The sequence below is a fragment of the Sulfurimonas sp. genome, assembly GCF_028713515.1.
Lineage (GTDB): Bacteria > Campylobacterota > Campylobacteria > Campylobacterales > Sulfurimonadaceae > Sulfurimonas.
Map to the genome: position 1 here is coordinate 674,432 of NZ_JAQTOD010000001.1, position 16,733 is coordinate 691,164.

At 34.7% G+C, this 16,733-nt stretch carries 14 protein-coding genes; 5 read left to right on the top strand and 9 right to left on the bottom strand.

All coding sequences use genetic code 11. The annotated features are described in order from the left end of the window. Window positions 1–13: 13 nt before the first annotated feature. The 4 genes from lptB to PHV22_RS03405 are packed head-to-tail and all read right to left on the bottom strand — an operon-like array spanning window position 14 to window position 2,370. On the bottom strand, window positions 14–736 hold the full coding sequence (gene lptB / locus PHV22_RS03390; protein ID WP_295023091.1) for an LPS export ABC transporter ATP-binding protein: 723 nt from the start codon (window positions 734–736) through the stop codon (window positions 14–16). Continuing rightward, window positions 714–1,142 (bottom strand): tRNA (adenosine(37)-N6)-threonylcarbamoyltransferase complex ATPase subunit type 1 TsaE, encoded by a 429-nt coding sequence (gene tsaE / locus PHV22_RS03395; protein ID WP_295023090.1) that lies wholly within the window; start codon window positions 1,140–1,142, stop codon window positions 714–716. The genes lptB and tsaE overlap by 23 nt, the downstream gene beginning before the upstream one ends. Then, window positions 1,139–2,125 carry an anthranilate phosphoribosyltransferase gene (gene trpD, locus PHV22_RS03400; RefSeq protein ID WP_295023089.1) on the bottom strand — a complete coding sequence of 329 codons (987 nt, stop codon included), beginning with the start codon at window positions 2,123–2,125 and terminating at the stop codon, window positions 1,139–1,141. The genes tsaE and trpD overlap by 4 nt, the downstream gene beginning before the upstream one ends. Further along, entirely contained in the window at window positions 2,122–2,370 is a 249-nt protein-coding gene (locus tag PHV22_RS03405; RefSeq protein ID WP_295023088.1) for an RNA-binding S4 domain-containing protein, read from the bottom strand. Before PHV22_RS03405 ends, trpD begins: the two co-directional genes overlap by 4 nt. A 177-nt stretch (window positions 2,371–2,547) precedes the next feature. Here PHV22_RS03405 and PHV22_RS03410 point away from each other — a divergent pair, with 177 nt between their 5' ends. Together PHV22_RS03410 and PHV22_RS03415 are read left to right on the top strand one after the other, a co-directional pair. Next, a complete protein-coding gene (locus tag PHV22_RS03410) occupies window positions 2,548–4,206 on the top strand; it encodes an AMP-binding protein (protein WP_299945743.1) in 1,659 nt (552 codons plus the stop codon). Then, window positions 4,196–4,708, top strand: a complete 513-nt coding sequence (locus PHV22_RS03415) for a flagellar basal body-associated FliL family protein (protein ID WP_299945746.1) — start codon at window positions 4,196–4,198, stop codon at window positions 4,706–4,708. Before PHV22_RS03410 ends, PHV22_RS03415 begins: the two co-directional genes overlap by 11 nt. Here PHV22_RS03415 and PHV22_RS03420 read toward each other — a convergent pair. From PHV22_RS03420 to PHV22_RS03435, 4 genes are all read right to left on the bottom strand, one after another. Further along, the gene (locus PHV22_RS03420; protein WP_299945749.1) at window positions 4,705–5,622 is read right to left on the bottom strand and encodes a manganese-dependent inorganic pyrophosphatase; all 918 of its coding nucleotides are present in this window, start codon (window positions 5,620–5,622) and stop codon (window positions 4,705–4,707) included. The two genes, PHV22_RS03415 and PHV22_RS03420, sit on opposite strands and share 4 nt — an antisense overlap. A gap of 61 nt (window positions 5,623–5,683) precedes the next feature. Beyond that, window positions 5,684–7,909, bottom strand: coding sequence for a DNA translocase FtsK (locus PHV22_RS03425; protein WP_299945752.1), 2,226 nt, complete (start codon window positions 7,907–7,909; stop codon window positions 5,684–5,686). A gap of 126 nt (window positions 7,910–8,035) precedes the next feature. Beyond that, on the bottom strand, window positions 8,036–10,222 hold the full coding sequence (locus tag PHV22_RS03430) for a flagellin (protein ID WP_299945755.1): 2,187 nt from the start codon (window positions 10,220–10,222) through the stop codon (window positions 8,036–8,038). A gap of 195 nt (window positions 10,223–10,417) precedes the next feature. Further along, window positions 10,418–10,888 (bottom strand): YhcH/YjgK/YiaL family protein, encoded by a 471-nt coding sequence (locus PHV22_RS03435; protein ID WP_295023082.1) that lies wholly within the window; start codon window positions 10,886–10,888, stop codon window positions 10,418–10,420. Window positions 10,889–11,082: 194 nt separating this feature from the next. On the opposite strand from PHV22_RS03435, the gene PHV22_RS03440 reads away from it, so the two are divergent. From PHV22_RS03440 to PHV22_RS03450, 3 genes are all read left to right on the top strand, one after another. Then, entirely contained in the window at window positions 11,083–11,604 is a 522-nt protein-coding gene (locus tag PHV22_RS03440; RefSeq protein WP_295023081.1) for a hypothetical protein, read from the top strand. Between the two features lie 438 nt (window positions 11,605–12,042). Next, window positions 12,043–12,432: a hypothetical protein gene (locus PHV22_RS03445; RefSeq protein WP_295023080.1), complete on the top strand. Its 390-nt coding sequence runs from the start codon at window positions 12,043–12,045 to the stop codon at window positions 12,430–12,432. Between the two features lie 541 nt (window positions 12,433–12,973). Further along, window positions 12,974–14,320 carry an OprD family outer membrane porin gene (locus PHV22_RS03450; RefSeq protein ID WP_295023079.1) on the top strand — a complete coding sequence of 449 codons (1,347 nt, stop codon included), beginning with the start codon at window positions 12,974–12,976 and terminating at the stop codon, window positions 14,318–14,320. 55 nt (window positions 14,321–14,375) lie between these two features. Here the strand turns inward: PHV22_RS03450 and PHV22_RS03455 are convergent, their stop codons facing one another. Further along, window positions 14,376–16,733, bottom strand: coding sequence for a fatty acid cis/trans isomerase (locus tag PHV22_RS03455; protein WP_295023078.1), 2,358 nt, complete (start codon window positions 16,731–16,733; stop codon window positions 14,376–14,378).

Here is a 16,733-nt window from a genome sequence, read left to right on the forward strand (position 1 = left end):
TTTTTTAAGCTTCTTAAAGCTTAAACTCCTCGCCTAAATAGTACTTGCGAACATCTGCATTTTGACCTATCTCATCGCTGGTACCACTTGCTAAAAGCTCACCTGACTTAATAACATAAGCTCTATCACAAACATCCAAAGTTTCACGAACATTGTGATCAGTTATGAGCACACCAATACCATAAGAAACAAGCTGTTTTATAACCATTTGTATATCCATAACTGCGATTGGATCCACTCCAGCAAATGGTTCATCTAAGAGCAGAAATCTTGGCGAATTAATCAAAGCTCTTGCAATCTCAACACGACGACGCTCTCCACCACTCAAACTTATACCTTTACGGTAACGAATCGGCTCAATGTTAAACATATCAAGAAGTTCAAGTATTCGATCTTCTTGGGCTTTTTTATCTTTTATAGTAACTTGAGCAGCTACAAGCAAGTTTTCTTCAACACTCAAATCCTTAAAGATAGAAGCTTCTTGTGGAAGGTATCCGATTCCCTTTAAAGCCCTCTCATGAAGTGGCATACCAGATAGATTCTCATCATCAAAATAGACATTCCCTCCACTGGCTTCAACTAAGCCACAGATCATATAAAAAGTAGTTGTTTTACCTGCTCCGTTTGGGCCTAAAAGTCCCACAACTTCACCACTATTTACTTCAAGACTCATAGATTTTACTATCTCTAAATTTTTTATTTTTTTATTTAGATTAATTGCTTTTAGTGTGTGCATAACTTATCCTATACTCTCTTTTATCATCTGAAATTTTTTCTATATCTATAACTAAAGTGTTTATATCTGCCAAATCAAGTATTTTTACAAGTTCCTCATCACCCCACTCCACAAGGTGTAGTCCGTCCCTGTCTAGTTCCTCTAACATTCCTAAAGATATAAAGTGCTCTAGTCCATGATTGTATATGTCATAGTGAAATATTTTATCTCCATAGCAATGCTGAAGTGAAAAAGTAGGTGAAGTAACCTCCTCATTAACTTTTAAAAACTTTACAACCTCTTTTACAAAAGTTGTCTTTCCAGATGCGAGATCACCTCTTAAAATTATCACACCATTATTGAAATTTTTAAATATTTCTTCAATAATTAAGATAATACCATCTAGTTTTACTATATTTTTTATCATAATTTATTTGATATTTCAATAATATTTTTTAGTTTTTCTTTGGCTTTTCCTTTTTCTATAGCTTCTTTTGCCATCTCTAAGCCATCTTGGAAATCACGAGCCAAACCATCTACCATAAGTGCTGCAGCTGCATTTATTAACACTATATCTCTTTGCGCATCTGTTGCTGTGCCACCAAAAATGTCATATAAAATCTTCGCGTTCTCTTTTGAGTCACCTCCAACTATCGCCTCTAGAGGTGCTTTTTTTATTCTGTGCTGTTCTGGGTCAATTATAAACTCTTTTAAAGCTCCTCCACTAAATTGAGCAGCATAAGTAATATCGCTAATACTTATCTCATCCATTCTCTCTTTTGAACTAACCACCATGACTGAGGTTGAGCCACTATCTTGAAGGGCTTCCGCCATTTTAGTCACAAAAGATTTGTCAAAAACACCAATAAGTGATTTTTTAGCACCAGCTGGATTTGTAAGTGGTCCTAAAATATTGAAAATGGTCTTATCTTCTATAGTTTTTCTAATAGGCATAATAAACTTCATAGCAGGGTGGTAATTTGCCGCAAACATAAAAGTAAAGCCGCTCTCCTGAAGCAATTTTGCGCTATTTTCTATGCTTAAATCTAGTCTTATTCCAAGTTCTTCGAATAAATCCGCACTACCTGACTTTGAGGTAACAGAGCGGCTTCCATGCTTTGCAACAAAACTACCACAAGATGCCACCAAAATTGAAACCGCCGAAGAGATGTTAAAGCTGCCTATCTTATCTCCACCTGTTCCGACAATATCAATTACGGAGGCGCGAAGATTATCTTGGATAGGAAGAAGAATTGCGTAAGACCTCATAACTTCTGCAGCTGCGGAGATACTCTGCGCAGAGGTGCTCTTATCAAGCTTAACACTCAGTAGAAAATCCCTCATCTGCGTATTGCTCATCTCGTGATTAAAAAGAGAAGTAAATGCTTTTTTTGTCTCTTCATAGTTCATAATAACTCCCTGATATACTCATCTTGAAGTGATTTTGGTGTTGACTTTACAGATGGTATCTGTAAGACTTCATATTTTTTAATATGTTCTAAATAATTGATAGTTATTACAGTTCCAACCTCTACATTCTTGCTAGCTTTAGCAACTATGCCATTTACTAAAACCACGCCATTATCTATCATATCTTGTGCTACTGAGCGTCTTTTTGTGATATTTACTGAATTTAAAAACTTATCTATTCTCATCACCCAACCATTTATTGTATTGTTTGTGTATTGTAGAGTATTAAAACTGAAAATAATGTAAGAGTTGGAACAATTTTTGCATTATAATTTTGCTAAATTTAAAATAGTTTTAAAAAATTATATTTTTATGTTTTATATGTATAATCATATTTTATAAAACCACAATAAAGTAGAGAGATGAATTATCCTTATAATGATTTAAACCACCACACACTCCCAAATCTATTAAATCGTTCTATAAGGCTCTACAAAGAGAGACCATCTTTTGGTATGGTAGATAAGAGTGCTATGAGTTACGGCGAGTTTATGGAGAGAGTAAAACAAGCAGTTGAGCTCCTTCAGATAAATGGCATTTCAAAAGGTGATAAAGTATTGCTTCTTAGCGAGAATATGCCCAATTGGGGCGTTGCATACTTTGCTATTACATATTTTGGAGCAGTGGTTGTTCCTGTACTTGTAGATTTTCATCCAGAAGATATTATTAGCATACTCAAACACTCGGAAGCAAGAGCTATTTTTACATCAGACAAACAGTTTAAGATAATAAAAAATAGCAAAGAATCAGAAATAAAACTCATCATAAATATAGATGAATTAAAAATAATCAACAAACCATCAAACTATAGCATAGCGGATAATCTAAGCGAGGCAAATCTAATCTCTACAGAACCGCTAGAAGATGATTTAGCAGCAATTATATACACATCTGGTACGACAGGTAACTCAAAAGGAGTTATGCTCTCACACAAAAATATTGTCACAAATGCTATGTCATCTTTTTCTAAAGTAAAAATACTGCCTTCTGATGTTTTCTTATCTATCTTGCCGTTAGCACATACATTTGAGTGCACTGCCGGAATGATAGTTCCAGTACTTCATGGAAGCAGTGTATACTATATTGATAAAATTCCTACGCCATCTATTCTCATAAAAGCATTTAGCAGTGTAAAGCCAACTATGATGTTTAGCGTTCCACTTATAATAGAGAAAATTTACAAAAACAAAGTTTTAGAAAAATTTAACAGCTCTTTTATCATGAGACATCTTTATAAAATACCATTTTTTAGAAAGATATTAAACAGGATAGCCGGTAAAAAGCTACTAAAAATATTTGGAGGAAGACTAAAATTTTTTGCTATTGGCGGAGCAGCTCTTTCTCCTTTTGTGGAAGAGTTTCTTATAGAAGCAAATTTTCCATATATAGTTGGCTATGGGATAACAGAAACTGCCCCACTAATTGCTGGTTCTGTTATTGGCGAAAAACCAAGATTAAAATCAACCGGAACTGCCTTTGCAGGAGTTGAGATAAAGATAAAAAAAACAGATCCAAATGATAAGAGTGGAGAGATATTAGTTAAATCACCTAGTGTAATGATGGGCTATTATAAAGATAAACAAAAAACTGCCGAGGTTATGGAAGATGGATGGTTTTTGACTGGTGATTTGGGCTATATAGACAGCGATGGTTTCTTGTTTATTGATGGAAGAAGTAAAAATGTAATCATAAGCTCTAGTGGTGAAAATATATACCCGGAACAGATAGAATCTATTATAAATCAACAAGAAGCGGTTGTGGAATCTCTTGTGATTGAGAGTGGCGGAAAAATAGTAGCCAAAGTTCATCTAGACGAAGAGTTTGTTAATAAAAAATTTGATGCGCTAAACAGCTCAAATGAAAAAGTAAGAAAAGATATAGCTAACTATCTTGAAGAGATGCGCAATAATGTAAATTCACAAGTTTCATCTTTTTCTAGGATAGTTAAATTTGAGGAGCAGTTAGAACCATTTATAAAAACTCCAACAAAAAAAATAAAAAGATACTTATATGTGGACTAAAATAGATAAAAATATAAAAAAAGCTATTTCAGTAACCATTGCGCTAATTGTAATTTTATCAATAGCTTTAGTTGTTCAAATTTCAAGCTCATCATATATTAAAATGTTTAACTTTAAAGATAAATCTACATCTAAAAAAGATACACACAAGAGCGATAACAAGTGCCTAGAGGCAACTGTTACGAATGACAAGTTTATAAATCTAGGAGATTTTCTCTTTGTTTTGGCAGACAACAGAAAGCTTGAAGCAAACATATCGTTTAAATATAAAAAAATAAATGATAATAGTAGTGGTATCTTTAAAATAGAAGATAGCATAGAAGACGAGATTAAAGCAAAAAGTTCTATTTTAAGAGATAGAGTTATTAGCGTTATGTTTGCAAGTCCCATGACTACAATAGATAATAAAAAGATGAAGCAAGAAATAATAGTGACTTTAAATAAAAATCTAACAACCATAAAGGTTGAAGAGATCTATTTTAATAAATTTATTATGTATTAAAACTGTGGCTGAAGAAATGGAATAATCTGTTTCTTTCTGCTCAAAACACCCTCTAGCCAAGCTTGGTTATTTTCAAGTTTTATACCAAACGCGCTCTCAACTTTGGATGCATCATCGCTTAAAACCAAGATTTTTGATCCCTCTTTCATAATATCAGTTAAGAGCATCATAATAGTATGAAGTTCATCTTCTTCTTTCATAAGTTTCATATCGGCAAAAAGTTCATCGATTCTGCTATCAAGAACAGAAATATCAACCATCTCTAATTGACCAACACCAACCTTAGTGCCATTCATGTCAAATGGTTTATAATCTCTTGTATTTAAATTTCGAGCAGATGCGCCCTCTACTTGTGATTTTGCTATAAACATCTCCATAGCAAGAGCCTTATAATCCTCAATACCGCAGATAACAGAAAGATCTTTTACAGCCTTCGTGTCTATTTTTGTGCATGTTGGAGATTTAAAGATTACAGTGTCGCTTAAAATCGCGCACATCATCATTCCAGCTATATCTTTTGGTATTTCAACTTTATAATAGTCATACATCTCTTTTATGACTGTATTTGAGCAGCCAATAGGTCTTATCCAACACTCTAATGGCGTGTCAGTTGTTAAGTCGCCAAGTTTGTGATGATCCACTATACCTAAGATTGTAGCCTCTGCTATATCTTTTGGAGCTTGAGCAATATCTGAGAAGTCAACTATATAAACGCTCTCTCCTGTAAATGAAGTTTTAAGCTCTGGCTTAACTCCTCCAAACTTTTTAAGTATAAACTCCGTCTCTGGGGAAATTTCACCTTGACGAACAGCGATACAATCCTCACCTAGTTGGTTTTTAAGGTACGCTAGAGAGATAGCTCCGACAATAGAATCAGAGTCTGGGTTCGTGTGTCCAAAAATATATGTTGACATTTTTTTAGCCTTTTATTTTTTTGAGATTATATCAAATTTGATTAAAGTGAAACTTCTGCTTCTATAAAATTTCTCGAATTCCTTTTGAGTTTGCTTGGGATAAAACGCCCTCAGCCTCAAGTTGTTCAATCACTCTAGCAGATCTGTTGTATCCAATTTGGAGCTTTCTTTGAAGGTACGATATGGATGTTTTTCTATCTGAGAGAATCACATTTCTTGCTTCTTCGTAGAGTGGGTCTAACTCTTCATATGTCTCGCCTGAAGAGCTTTTGCTTTCACTATCTTCCACTAAAAAACTCTTATTATAGTTTGGTTCTCTTTGCGACTTGATAAACTCAACAACAGCTTCTATCTCAGACTCTGTGCTCCAAGGTGCATGAAGTCTAACTAATCCAGTTGAACCAGGAGGCGTAAAGAGCATATCTCCACGCCCAAGAAGTGATTCTGCACCCTGTTGATCTAGGATGATTTTACTATCTATTCTCTGCCCTACTCTATAAGATATACGAGATGGTAAGTTTGCTTTAATTAAGCCCGTTACAACATCAACAGATGGTCTTTGTGTTGCTACAATCAAATGAATTCCAGATGCTCTTGCCATCTGTGCTAATCTCGCTATTGAATGCTCAACATCCTTTCCGCTCGTCATCATAAGGTCCGCTAGCTCATCTATAATAACAACAATATATGGAAGAAATTCGCCACCCTCTTTTTTTATCTTTTCATTATAGTTTTCAATGTTTTTAGTTCTTGTATCGCTCATAAGTTCATAACGACGCTCCATCTCTAAAACAGTGTTATTTAGCGCAACAATCGCCTGTTTGGGTTTTGTTATGACAGGTGTTAAAAGATGTGGGATGCCGTTATATATGGAAAATTCTAACATTTTTGGATCTATCATGATAAGTCTTAGCTGATCTGGCGAATTTTTATACAAAAGAGACAAAATCATAGAGTTTATTCCAACACTCTTACCACTACCAGTAGTTCCAGCTATAAGAAGATGCGGAAGTTTTTTAAGGTCTGTGACAAATGGTCGACCTACAATATCTTTTCCAAGAGCAATAGTTAGTGGCGAAGATGACTCTTTAAAGAGCTGACTATCTAGGAGTTCACGCATATAGATTGTATCAACTGTGTCATTTGGTATCTCGATGCCAACCACATCTTTTCCAGGGATAGGCGCTTGGATGCGGATAGTCTCAGCACTTAGAGCCATCGCTAAGTCATCTTGAAGATTCAGTATTTTAGATACTTTAACATTTGCAGCAGGTTTAAACTCGAAAGTTGAAACAACTGGTCCAGCGTAAGTTCTTACAACATCTCCATCTATTTTAAAATGAGCCAATTTTTCTATAAGATAACGGATTTTGCCATCAACCTCACTCTCATCAACGCTGTGTGATGTAACATCTGGCTTTTGAAAAAAATCAACTGAAGGAAGAGTAAAGTTTTTAGGTTTCTCGACCTCTCCTTTTTCGATTCCTTCTAAAAGTTTTGTATTTTCTTCCAGCTCATCAATAATGATTGCACCAGTATGTTCTTTAATCTCATTAACAAGCTCTAAGATGTTATGAGGCTTGCTTTGTGGCAAATCTTCTTGGTGTAATTTCTCATCACTGTTTTGAGGTTTGATAGTCTCATTATGTCTGAGATATGCAGGCTTTTCTATCTCTTCGTTAAAATCATCAAGTGGAGTATTTTTTACTATTTTTCTTTTGATTTCTTCCTTTTTTTCTTCAACATGCACACTTTTAGTAGCTATTTTAGCTTTATCATCTTTTTGTGTCTCTAATCTTTTTTTGAGTTTGGCTTCCAATCTCTGTGAGTTTTTTTTTTGAACAATTGCACTAAAAATAGCAACTAACTCATGAGCACTTTTGTTTGCAACTATTACAATTGAAACGACGGTGATAATTAACCAAAAAATCCATACACCAAACACCCCGATAAACGGTGAGATACCAACTATAAAACTCTCACCAATTACTCCCTTTAATGCACCATTAAAAAGAAGTGCCTGAGCTAACAACAAAGAGAAAAGGATTAAAAACAGAGCCATCATTAGCTCTATTTTTCTCAAATCTATTGTGCTATTTTTATAGAAAAAATAGAGCGGGATTAATAGAGCAAAAATATAAACATAAGAAATATAACCAAAATAATAGTGATTGTTTGACGCAAATATAGCGCCGAAACTCCCCATAATAGCGTTATCGCCTAAAACTGTTGCAAATCCAAGATAAATCAGTAAACCAAATGTGATAATAAATATTGTGTCTCTCAAGCTATTATTGCCTTTAAAATTATGATTTTTAAAAAAGAAGTATAGCCTAAACCGTTGCTAAACTCAACCAACTACACTCTTAAATATGCGCAGATGATTAGGTTTAGTCTATTTCATAAAAGATATTTAGAGATAATTAACAAGACTAAGTTTTGAGATTTTTGCAACCGTAGAGAGCATAGCTTGATAATTATTTGAGAGTTGTGTTAACTTCAGATACGACTCTGCTTGATCAGTATCTATAAATGATGATCGAAGCGTCATTGTACTTATCTCTAGAGTACTAGTTCTATCTAGGGCTTTTGCAAGTGCGTTTGATTGAGCACCAATTTTTGAGTGCACTCCATATATATGATTACTCAAATCATCTACTAACTTCAGTGCATTCTGTATACCTATGTTTTTTTTATCTCCATTTAGTGCATCTGGCTGAATATCATAACTCTCTACGGCTTTGATTATTTTGTCTATTGATTGAAAAAAATCTGTCTTTGAGTCACGAATAACAAGAGCACTGTTGGAGTTGAAAGTAAAAGCGGAAGAGGTTGTTTTATCTGTTGTACCATCACCATTTCCATCATTATTTATATTGAAGTTTCCGCTATTTGAATCAAACATAGAGATGCTAGCTTTTGTATTTGTACTGTTAATATCTTCAAACTCAATCTTACCATCGTAGCTTAGTTTTGTATTGCCAATCAACGATGCATTTTCAATAGCACTATCATAAGCTGTAATGTCGTTAGCTAAACTTGGGATATTTCCCGTAGCAACCATATTGACAACATCCATTAACTGCTTATATGTCATATCATCGGCATTTATAGCTGTTCTTGGTGTCTGCGTGTTATAAATACTGTAGTTTGTATTTCCGCCATCAAGAGAGAATGTTGAACCACCATTGACCGTATCTCTAAGATCAATCTGAACATTAAATGCAGAGCCGTAAACATCTTTACCTGCTAATTTTAATTGAGTGAAATTAAGAGTATCATCATCAGTTGTTGTTGTTCCTTTGGATATATCAGCGACTTCTGAAATTTTTGTAGATGGTGAGGCAAAGGCATTAGAGCCTTTAACTATCTGGGACACATTTGAAGATAGTTTTGCTCCATTTTTTTCAAACTGTGTTCTATCATAAAGCAATCCACCTATATTTGAAGCCGCACCAGAAGCTGGAGAAAGATCTGATTTTACAAACTCTTTTACAAATAGTTTTGGATTCGACGCCGTCGATACACCATATATTATTTTGTTAAAATCAGTTTCACCACCATCTAGGTTGTCAATTTTTCCAATATTGGCCCCATACATACCATCGCCAACATCACCACCATCATGAAAGGCATCTCTACTTAAATCAGTTGCTCCAACCATATGAAAATCTAACTTGCTAGATCCTTTAAGTTTGTCTTCTATAACAATCTCGCCAAGACTATTTAAAGAAACATTTACAACGCTCAAACTTGGAGTATTGCCATAGGCCTTGCCAATCCCATCCAGCAAAGACTGCATAGACTCATCATCACGCATTGAGATTTGTTGACTAAAAGATTCTCCACTACTTTTTATACCACTTATATAAAAATGATGTTTCGCGTTAGTACTATCAATATCGTTATCCACATCACCCATCAAGTCACGAATCTTACTGTTTGCAGTGATAACTTCATCTGTGCCAGTTTTTGTCTTATCTGTAAAATCTGGGTATTTTGCAGACAAACTGTACTGTGGTACATTTGTTGTTATCTCCTTTTTGGTAAGTATCTCTTCTCCCAAAAACAGCTCTGAGCCTGAAATATTGTACTGCTGTTGAACATTTGAGCCCAAAAAAGATTTCATTGAAGCACTATTACCATTATAAATTCCATTATCTGAAATCGGTTTTGTATCGGTTGCTGAGCCTGAAAAGATATACTGTCCGTTTATTGAGGTATTTGACAGATTTTTTAAATGACTCTCTAGTCCGCGCAACTCTTTTGCTATTGCATCAAGAGAAGCGTTACTATTTGTCCCTGTTGCAGCTCTATTTAAAAGTGACTTCATTTGACTAAGAGAATCTTCAAAATCATTTAGAGTCGTATCTGTCTGATTCGCTATCTTGGATCCACTTTCTGTACTCTTTTTAATCTGCCCAAGAGCAGTAATTTCATTGTCTAATCTCATGGTATTACTAAAAACATTTACATCGTCACTCGCATGTTGAATCTTCAACCCAGAAGCAATCTGCTTATTTACATCGAACAGCCTCTCGTTAGCTCTAGAGCTCTCGGTGTTGATATTTTTATAATACATACTGGATGTTACTCTCATAATAAACCTCACCTCAATCTTTAGATTATCAAACTTTTAACCTACTAAAGCAATATAGGTTCCATAATTAATATCTTATTACAGCAATATCGGCAAATATCATCTATCTTTTATTATATATGTAAAGCAGTTCATTATCTCACCCTTTAAATTAACTAAAACACACTAAAATAACTCTAAGATACTTTTTCAAAATCAGCACTCAAGCAAACTTTTTCGTATCTTTACAACAACTTTCTTAACACTCTTAGAACTGTCGCCAATCATAACTCCAGCTAGATGCGCATCATTTGGATAGAGCATCAAAAATGTCTCGGGATAAATATCCACAATTACCCGCCCCTGTATATTTCGTCTATAAAATGCCGCCTCTTTTAAAGTATCATAAGGGGTTTCTACCTCTAGAGCATCTGCAAAATCACACTCAAACCGCTCGCTTCCAACAATAACACTCTGGATATCCACATACTCACGGTGTGACTCAAAAATCTTCTCATCCGCCACAGTAGTCTCGTAACTCATAATGATTGCAAAAATATCCTCGCCATCAATCACATATTTTCCTTCCAAAGTATCTGGAGTTAAAGAGTTCAAAAACTCAAAAGCCCGCTCCCATGCCGAACCAAAATAGTAAAGTTTGGCATTTTGTAGTTTATCTATAATCATATTTTTCTCTCATATGGGCTTGATGCGGTTTGTTTCATCAGGTTAAAATCATAACATATTTGTAGATATCATTAGCCACAGATAAACGGACTTTTATGATGCTTTTTCTCAAGTTTTTAGTCTATAAAAAAAATCAGACTTTTAAATCTTCACACTAAATCTATCCTGATATAATTCCATCTATAAGGATTATCATGAAAGAAAAACATAAAATAACTAATTATCCAAGCAAAAACATACAAACTGAAACCTATATAGATGGCGATACATTCATTACAAAGCACTACTACAATGCAAAAGACGCTTATGTTAGGGAGCTTATTAGCGTAAAAAATGGCATCAAAGAAGTTAAACACTTTAGTGTAAAAGGTGTTTTGTCAAAGTTAGAATATTTTGTACAAGAGAAGAGGCATGGCATTGAGACAAAATACTCTATTGCTAAAGCAAACAACAGCGTAAAAAGCACCAAGACATACGATGATGGCAAGCTACATGGTGAGAGTATAACCTACAATGAAAACGATGAAATAATCAAACAAGAAGTTTACGCTCTTGGAAAACTTGTACTAAAATATTTGCGAAAAGATGGTGATAGCAGTGTGGTAAATATTGAAATTGTTGACAAAGATAGTGTTGCAAACTTGCCAAAAACAGAATATAAAAAATTACAAAATAACATTGAAAATAATCCAGATTTGTTTATTGGACATAACTAACTCTCAGCTAAACGATTGGTACTTATTCACTCGCGGGGGTGTAATTTTTATCTCCAAGCTAGTTTTTCATGCTTTTTTTCACAAAAAAGTAAGCAAAAAGCTCTTGCAACGGCTTCGAGTCAGACTCTGTCTGGTTCCTAAAAAACAGTAAATAACTTACTAAAAACAGAAAACTCACTTCGTTCAAACAGTTTTGTTTTCTTAATACAATATATTTACCGCTCTGTAAGTATTGCAACTGGCACAGGTAGTTGTTCTTGTTTTTTGTCATTTTATTTCCTCATGTCGATATCTGTAAAAGTTGGGATTCCTATGAGTGAATCTCCACTTTTTTATAACTTTAGAGACAAAAATGATGTTTGAGTTAGTTGTGGAACTGTAAAGGATATCAAAGAGGCTAGCGAGTATAATTATGAATATTCTTATAGGATTTACCAAATGAGTATATTTGCTCTACAATCAGCGGCAGGCGGTTTTTTGGATGAGGGTTTAAAACGCTTCAATAAAGAGTTTGACGACTGGTGTATTCAGTTTGATAACTATGAAGATGCTAATCTCATTAGACAAAATCTTGGTAAAAAAATAGTTGCGGAGGTTGTAGAAATCACGCCTCTGAGTTATCCAAAATATTTTTTTCATACACTTAGCGGTGTTATTCATGCGACAAGGCAAATTGATGACAAGATTATATGCATTGTTGAACCATACATGAGTTCAAACTTTCGTATTGCGGTGTGTGACTTAAATACAAAAAATGTAAGAATTTCAAAGACTAGCTATAAAAATGTGTTGAGCGTAGAGGGTGCTTTTGCACATTTTGAACTTTAATGAAAACTACACTCAACTACATCCATTGAGTGAATCTCCACTTTTATTAGAAAAAATTTAGATTACTGAAAAAGCAACACTCTCTTTTGAGTTTAAAACTAGTCAATCGGAATATAAATATATACCTTTTGTTTTGCATATCTATAAGCCCAACAACAGCGCTTGGTATCATTTTGACAAAAGGGACTGATTTCACGCTTTCTCGTGAGTGACTATCCCCTTCTTTAAAAATAATCTAAAATTACACCACAAACAAACATTATATATTAGAAAAATATAGATATTTAGTTTTCTCAGATAAATATAGTATATAAAATATGTTAAGTTTTTACACAAACAAACTCCTAATTTAGCCAATAAATCCAAATACTATTATTATATTTAGTAATTCTTGCTAGTATTATAAAAATAACAAAAAGCTATAAGACAGTATGGTATTAGCTCTTTGTTGTTGCTTACAATTTTAACTAAACAACTGATACTAAGCACTAAACAGAACAAGTCTGTTTTGGTGCGTAACATCAGTAAAAAAAGGCAAAAAATGAATAAAATAATTATTGTATCAGTACTATGCGCATTTTCACTTCAAGCTTCAGATAGCATAAATACATGGTTTGAGGATGGGAAAGCGCATGGCAATATTCGCTACTATTACATCAATACAGCAAAAGAGACTGGCGCAACACAAACTTCTCAACACGCAAATTCAGTCGGTGGTCAACTTGGATATACAACAGGATCACTCTATGGACTAAAGATTGGCGCGACATTTATGACTACAAATCCATTTGCAACTCCAAGCAATCCAGCAAATGTTGACACCTCAATCCTTGGGCGTGATAATGGAGTTAGAGTCAACGGAAATACAAACGCCTCTAACGCAGATGATGGTTTTTCTGTTTTAGGAGAAGCATACGCTCAATATGCTCAAGATAGTTATAATATCTGGTATGGACGCAAGATAATAGAGACACCGCTCATTGATGCAAAAGATGTAAGAATGCTTCCTAGTACGGTGCAAGGCGCCATGGGAACGGCAACATTTGAGAACGGCATAGAAGTAAGTGCTGGATATATTGATCGTTTTAAACAGCGTACTTCCAATGTGTTTACAAATATCATAGAACATGCACTTGGCGCAAACACTAGAGCGATTACCGGTGATGATGGCGGGTATATTGTTCCTATCTCTCTAGGTTGGAAAAACAGAGATGTTTCTACTCATATTTATGACTATTATGCTCCAGATTTTATGAACTCAGTATATGCGGATGTGATGGTTAAAAACAGACTTGATAACGACTGGTCATGCAGCGCTTCTATGCAGGGCATCATGCAGGATTCCATAGGAAATGCAAACAGTGCCGCCGCAAAAGCTATTATGGGAGGCGAGATTAACGCTAAGGCAATTGGAGCAAAAGTTTCACTAACACATCAAGAAACAACTCTTATAGTGGCATATAGCAATGTGGCAAGTAGTAGTGGGAAACATGATTCGTTGGTTCTTCCGTGGGATGGAACGCCACTTTTCACAAACACTATCACCTCAAATGATCTGTTTATCTCTAATTATGGGAAAGGCTTAACAAGCGATACTGCCTATATTGGTGGCACAACAGGCATCAAACTAGGAGTAGCTCAAAAGTTTGACTTTACTGGAGTTAAAGGGTTTAAAGCTGTTTTAGAGTATGCGCATTACAACAACAGCATCTTCCCAAAAGCTCAAGAGGATATAAATGCAGTTATTGGGTACACAAAAGATAAGTTCTCTTTAGACTTCAAAGGAATATGGGTTAAAGAAAATAGTTCTGCTAGCGCGAACGGCAGTGTCATCTCTCAAAATGACAAACTTACTCAATATCGCATTATCGCAAACTATAAATTCTAAAACAAACAACCATATAATTAAGCGCTTAGGCGCTTTTTTACAAATGTCAAACAAACTAAAAAGATTTATTGTAGTAGCGATTTAGATCAAAAAGCCCGCCGTCTATTGGGTTACTTTTGTTAAATTCATTTTGAAACCAGTCGTAGTTTTCCCAGAAATCTTTGCTGTCACGGCTGATTCCGTATTTTGAAAACCTACTCATATACTTTTCATTATCTTTAAAATTTTTAATCATATCAAAAAAATCTGGTAGATCTTTATACTCAATTACAAAAAATAGGTTTGGATATGCTCCCACAAAACCACTTATAAAATCAAAATAATTTTTAGACGCATCAAGCCTGCTCTCTTCGTTGTACATAAACGAGACATTGTTGTGCCATCTGTTTAAAACAGCGGAAATCACGATGTCTTGCATACCCAACTCTTTTGGCATTTTGATTCTTATGTAGGCAGAATTTGCACTTTGCCAGTTTACAAATCTTGCAAATGCAGTTCCATCTTTGGTTAGCGCTTTAAATCCATCTATATAGTCTTGAACTACACTAAATGTCTTTGGCATTGGAACCACTCTCTCATCTTCTTGGCGATAGTTAATATCGTCAAAACTTATATTTGTTGATTTTAGTAGATGATTTTCAACAACTTTTTCTATGAGTTCTCTTTTTGAGTTATTTTTTTTATACTTTATACCCGTCTCATTTTTCGATATAGAAAACTTTTCATCATCGCTAGCATCAAGGTACCAAGAGTCAATCATATTTTTTCTATCCTCTTTTGGCAGTAGATTTACAAAATTAACCTCTCCTTCAACTCTCAACCTATTTGCATATCTTCTAATTACCAACTGATGTCCGCCGTTTCCGTAAACATCAAAGCCAGCAACTAGTGAGTAGTAAATCCTCTCAAGAAGCGGATAGTCAATAATCCAAGCAGTTTTTGGAAGTGCGCCTAGTGCGCCTTTATGTACCGAAGCGTTATCATAATGTCTATAGATGGTTAAAAGTGGAGAATCAGGGGCATTTTCGCCTCTCCAGATGCTCTCCATTGTAAGCCCATCTTTATAAAAAAAATCATACATATTTTGTCTATCTTCACTATATTTTATCGAAGCATCATTATAACGATCACTAATCGCATGAATGAGTCCAACTGTACTTCCTTCACTTATAGGTATAACAAGATTTTTATATTGGCTCTTTAAAAAGTTGTTATCTTTGATTGATAAATCATATTTTGGATCCATAAACATAACCCAAAAATGGTCGTCTAAGACATTTAGAGCTATTTGACCCTTGCATACCGGACCATGTACAAATGTTCGCACTATATATTCAGAATCATCTAACAAAAATTTATATCTTGATAGAGTTGGGATTTGCTCAAAAGCAACAAACGGTTGTGTGCTGGTATTTAAATCATAAGTCATAACATGCGGTTTTTCTGTCCACTCTGGCTCAATAAAGAGCTCTTTGTATCTTTGTAGTTTTTTGTCGTCCATCTTATAGACTATGTTGGTTTTATAATCAATTGTTGAGTGAATTTTCTCAAATCTATAATAAAACCTCTCTATCTTTGGGTTATCATAAGGTCTAAGAGTCGGGATAATCTCTGCTTTTTTCGGCGATGCAGTGCTGGAGCGAACAAGCTCAAAATACTCATTTGGAGCCGAACTAAACACTATATGTGCCAAAAATAGATGCTCATAAATATATCTAGCGCTCATGATATTTTTTGCATCTTGATTGTTGAAAAACTCCTCAAATTTATCTATCTCTTTTTGAGCTTTGTCAGATGGTTTTTTCATCGCTATATTTTCCTCTTTCGTTGGAGAGATTGCACCTTGGTCTAGCCACGCAGCTATAGTTTCAAACTCATCTTTTTTTAGTGCTGGAAATCCAAATGGCATACCTTGATTTGGGTTGTCATCCAAAAATTCAGCTAGCTCATCCACATCTCTTGAGCATTTAAGTTTATCACTCTCGCTAAAATAGTCTCCGACAATTTTTGGATTGTTCATTTTGTGATTTAAGAGATGAAGCAACACTGAGTTGTTTGTACCCTTTTTAGATTTGCTCTCTGTAACGCTGTTAAACTTTTTATCTCTCCACTCTTTGGTATTTTTTGCATCTACAAACAGCCTTGATGGATCTTGCGCAAATAGTCGTTCGGCAAGATAAACTCTCTCTTTAGATGAGCCTCTATCTAAACCCTCGAATGAGCTAAGTTTTAGCTGACATGGGGAGTTGTAGCACGAGTGACAAACCACACATCTTTTGTCAAGTATTGGTTTCACATCCTTAATATAATCAACTCTTTTATGTGAAGTTTCTATGATGATTGGCTTAAGTGGTTCAACGGAACAGGCAGAAAAAAGTAGAGCAGTTACGATAAGAAAAAAGATATTTTTCAT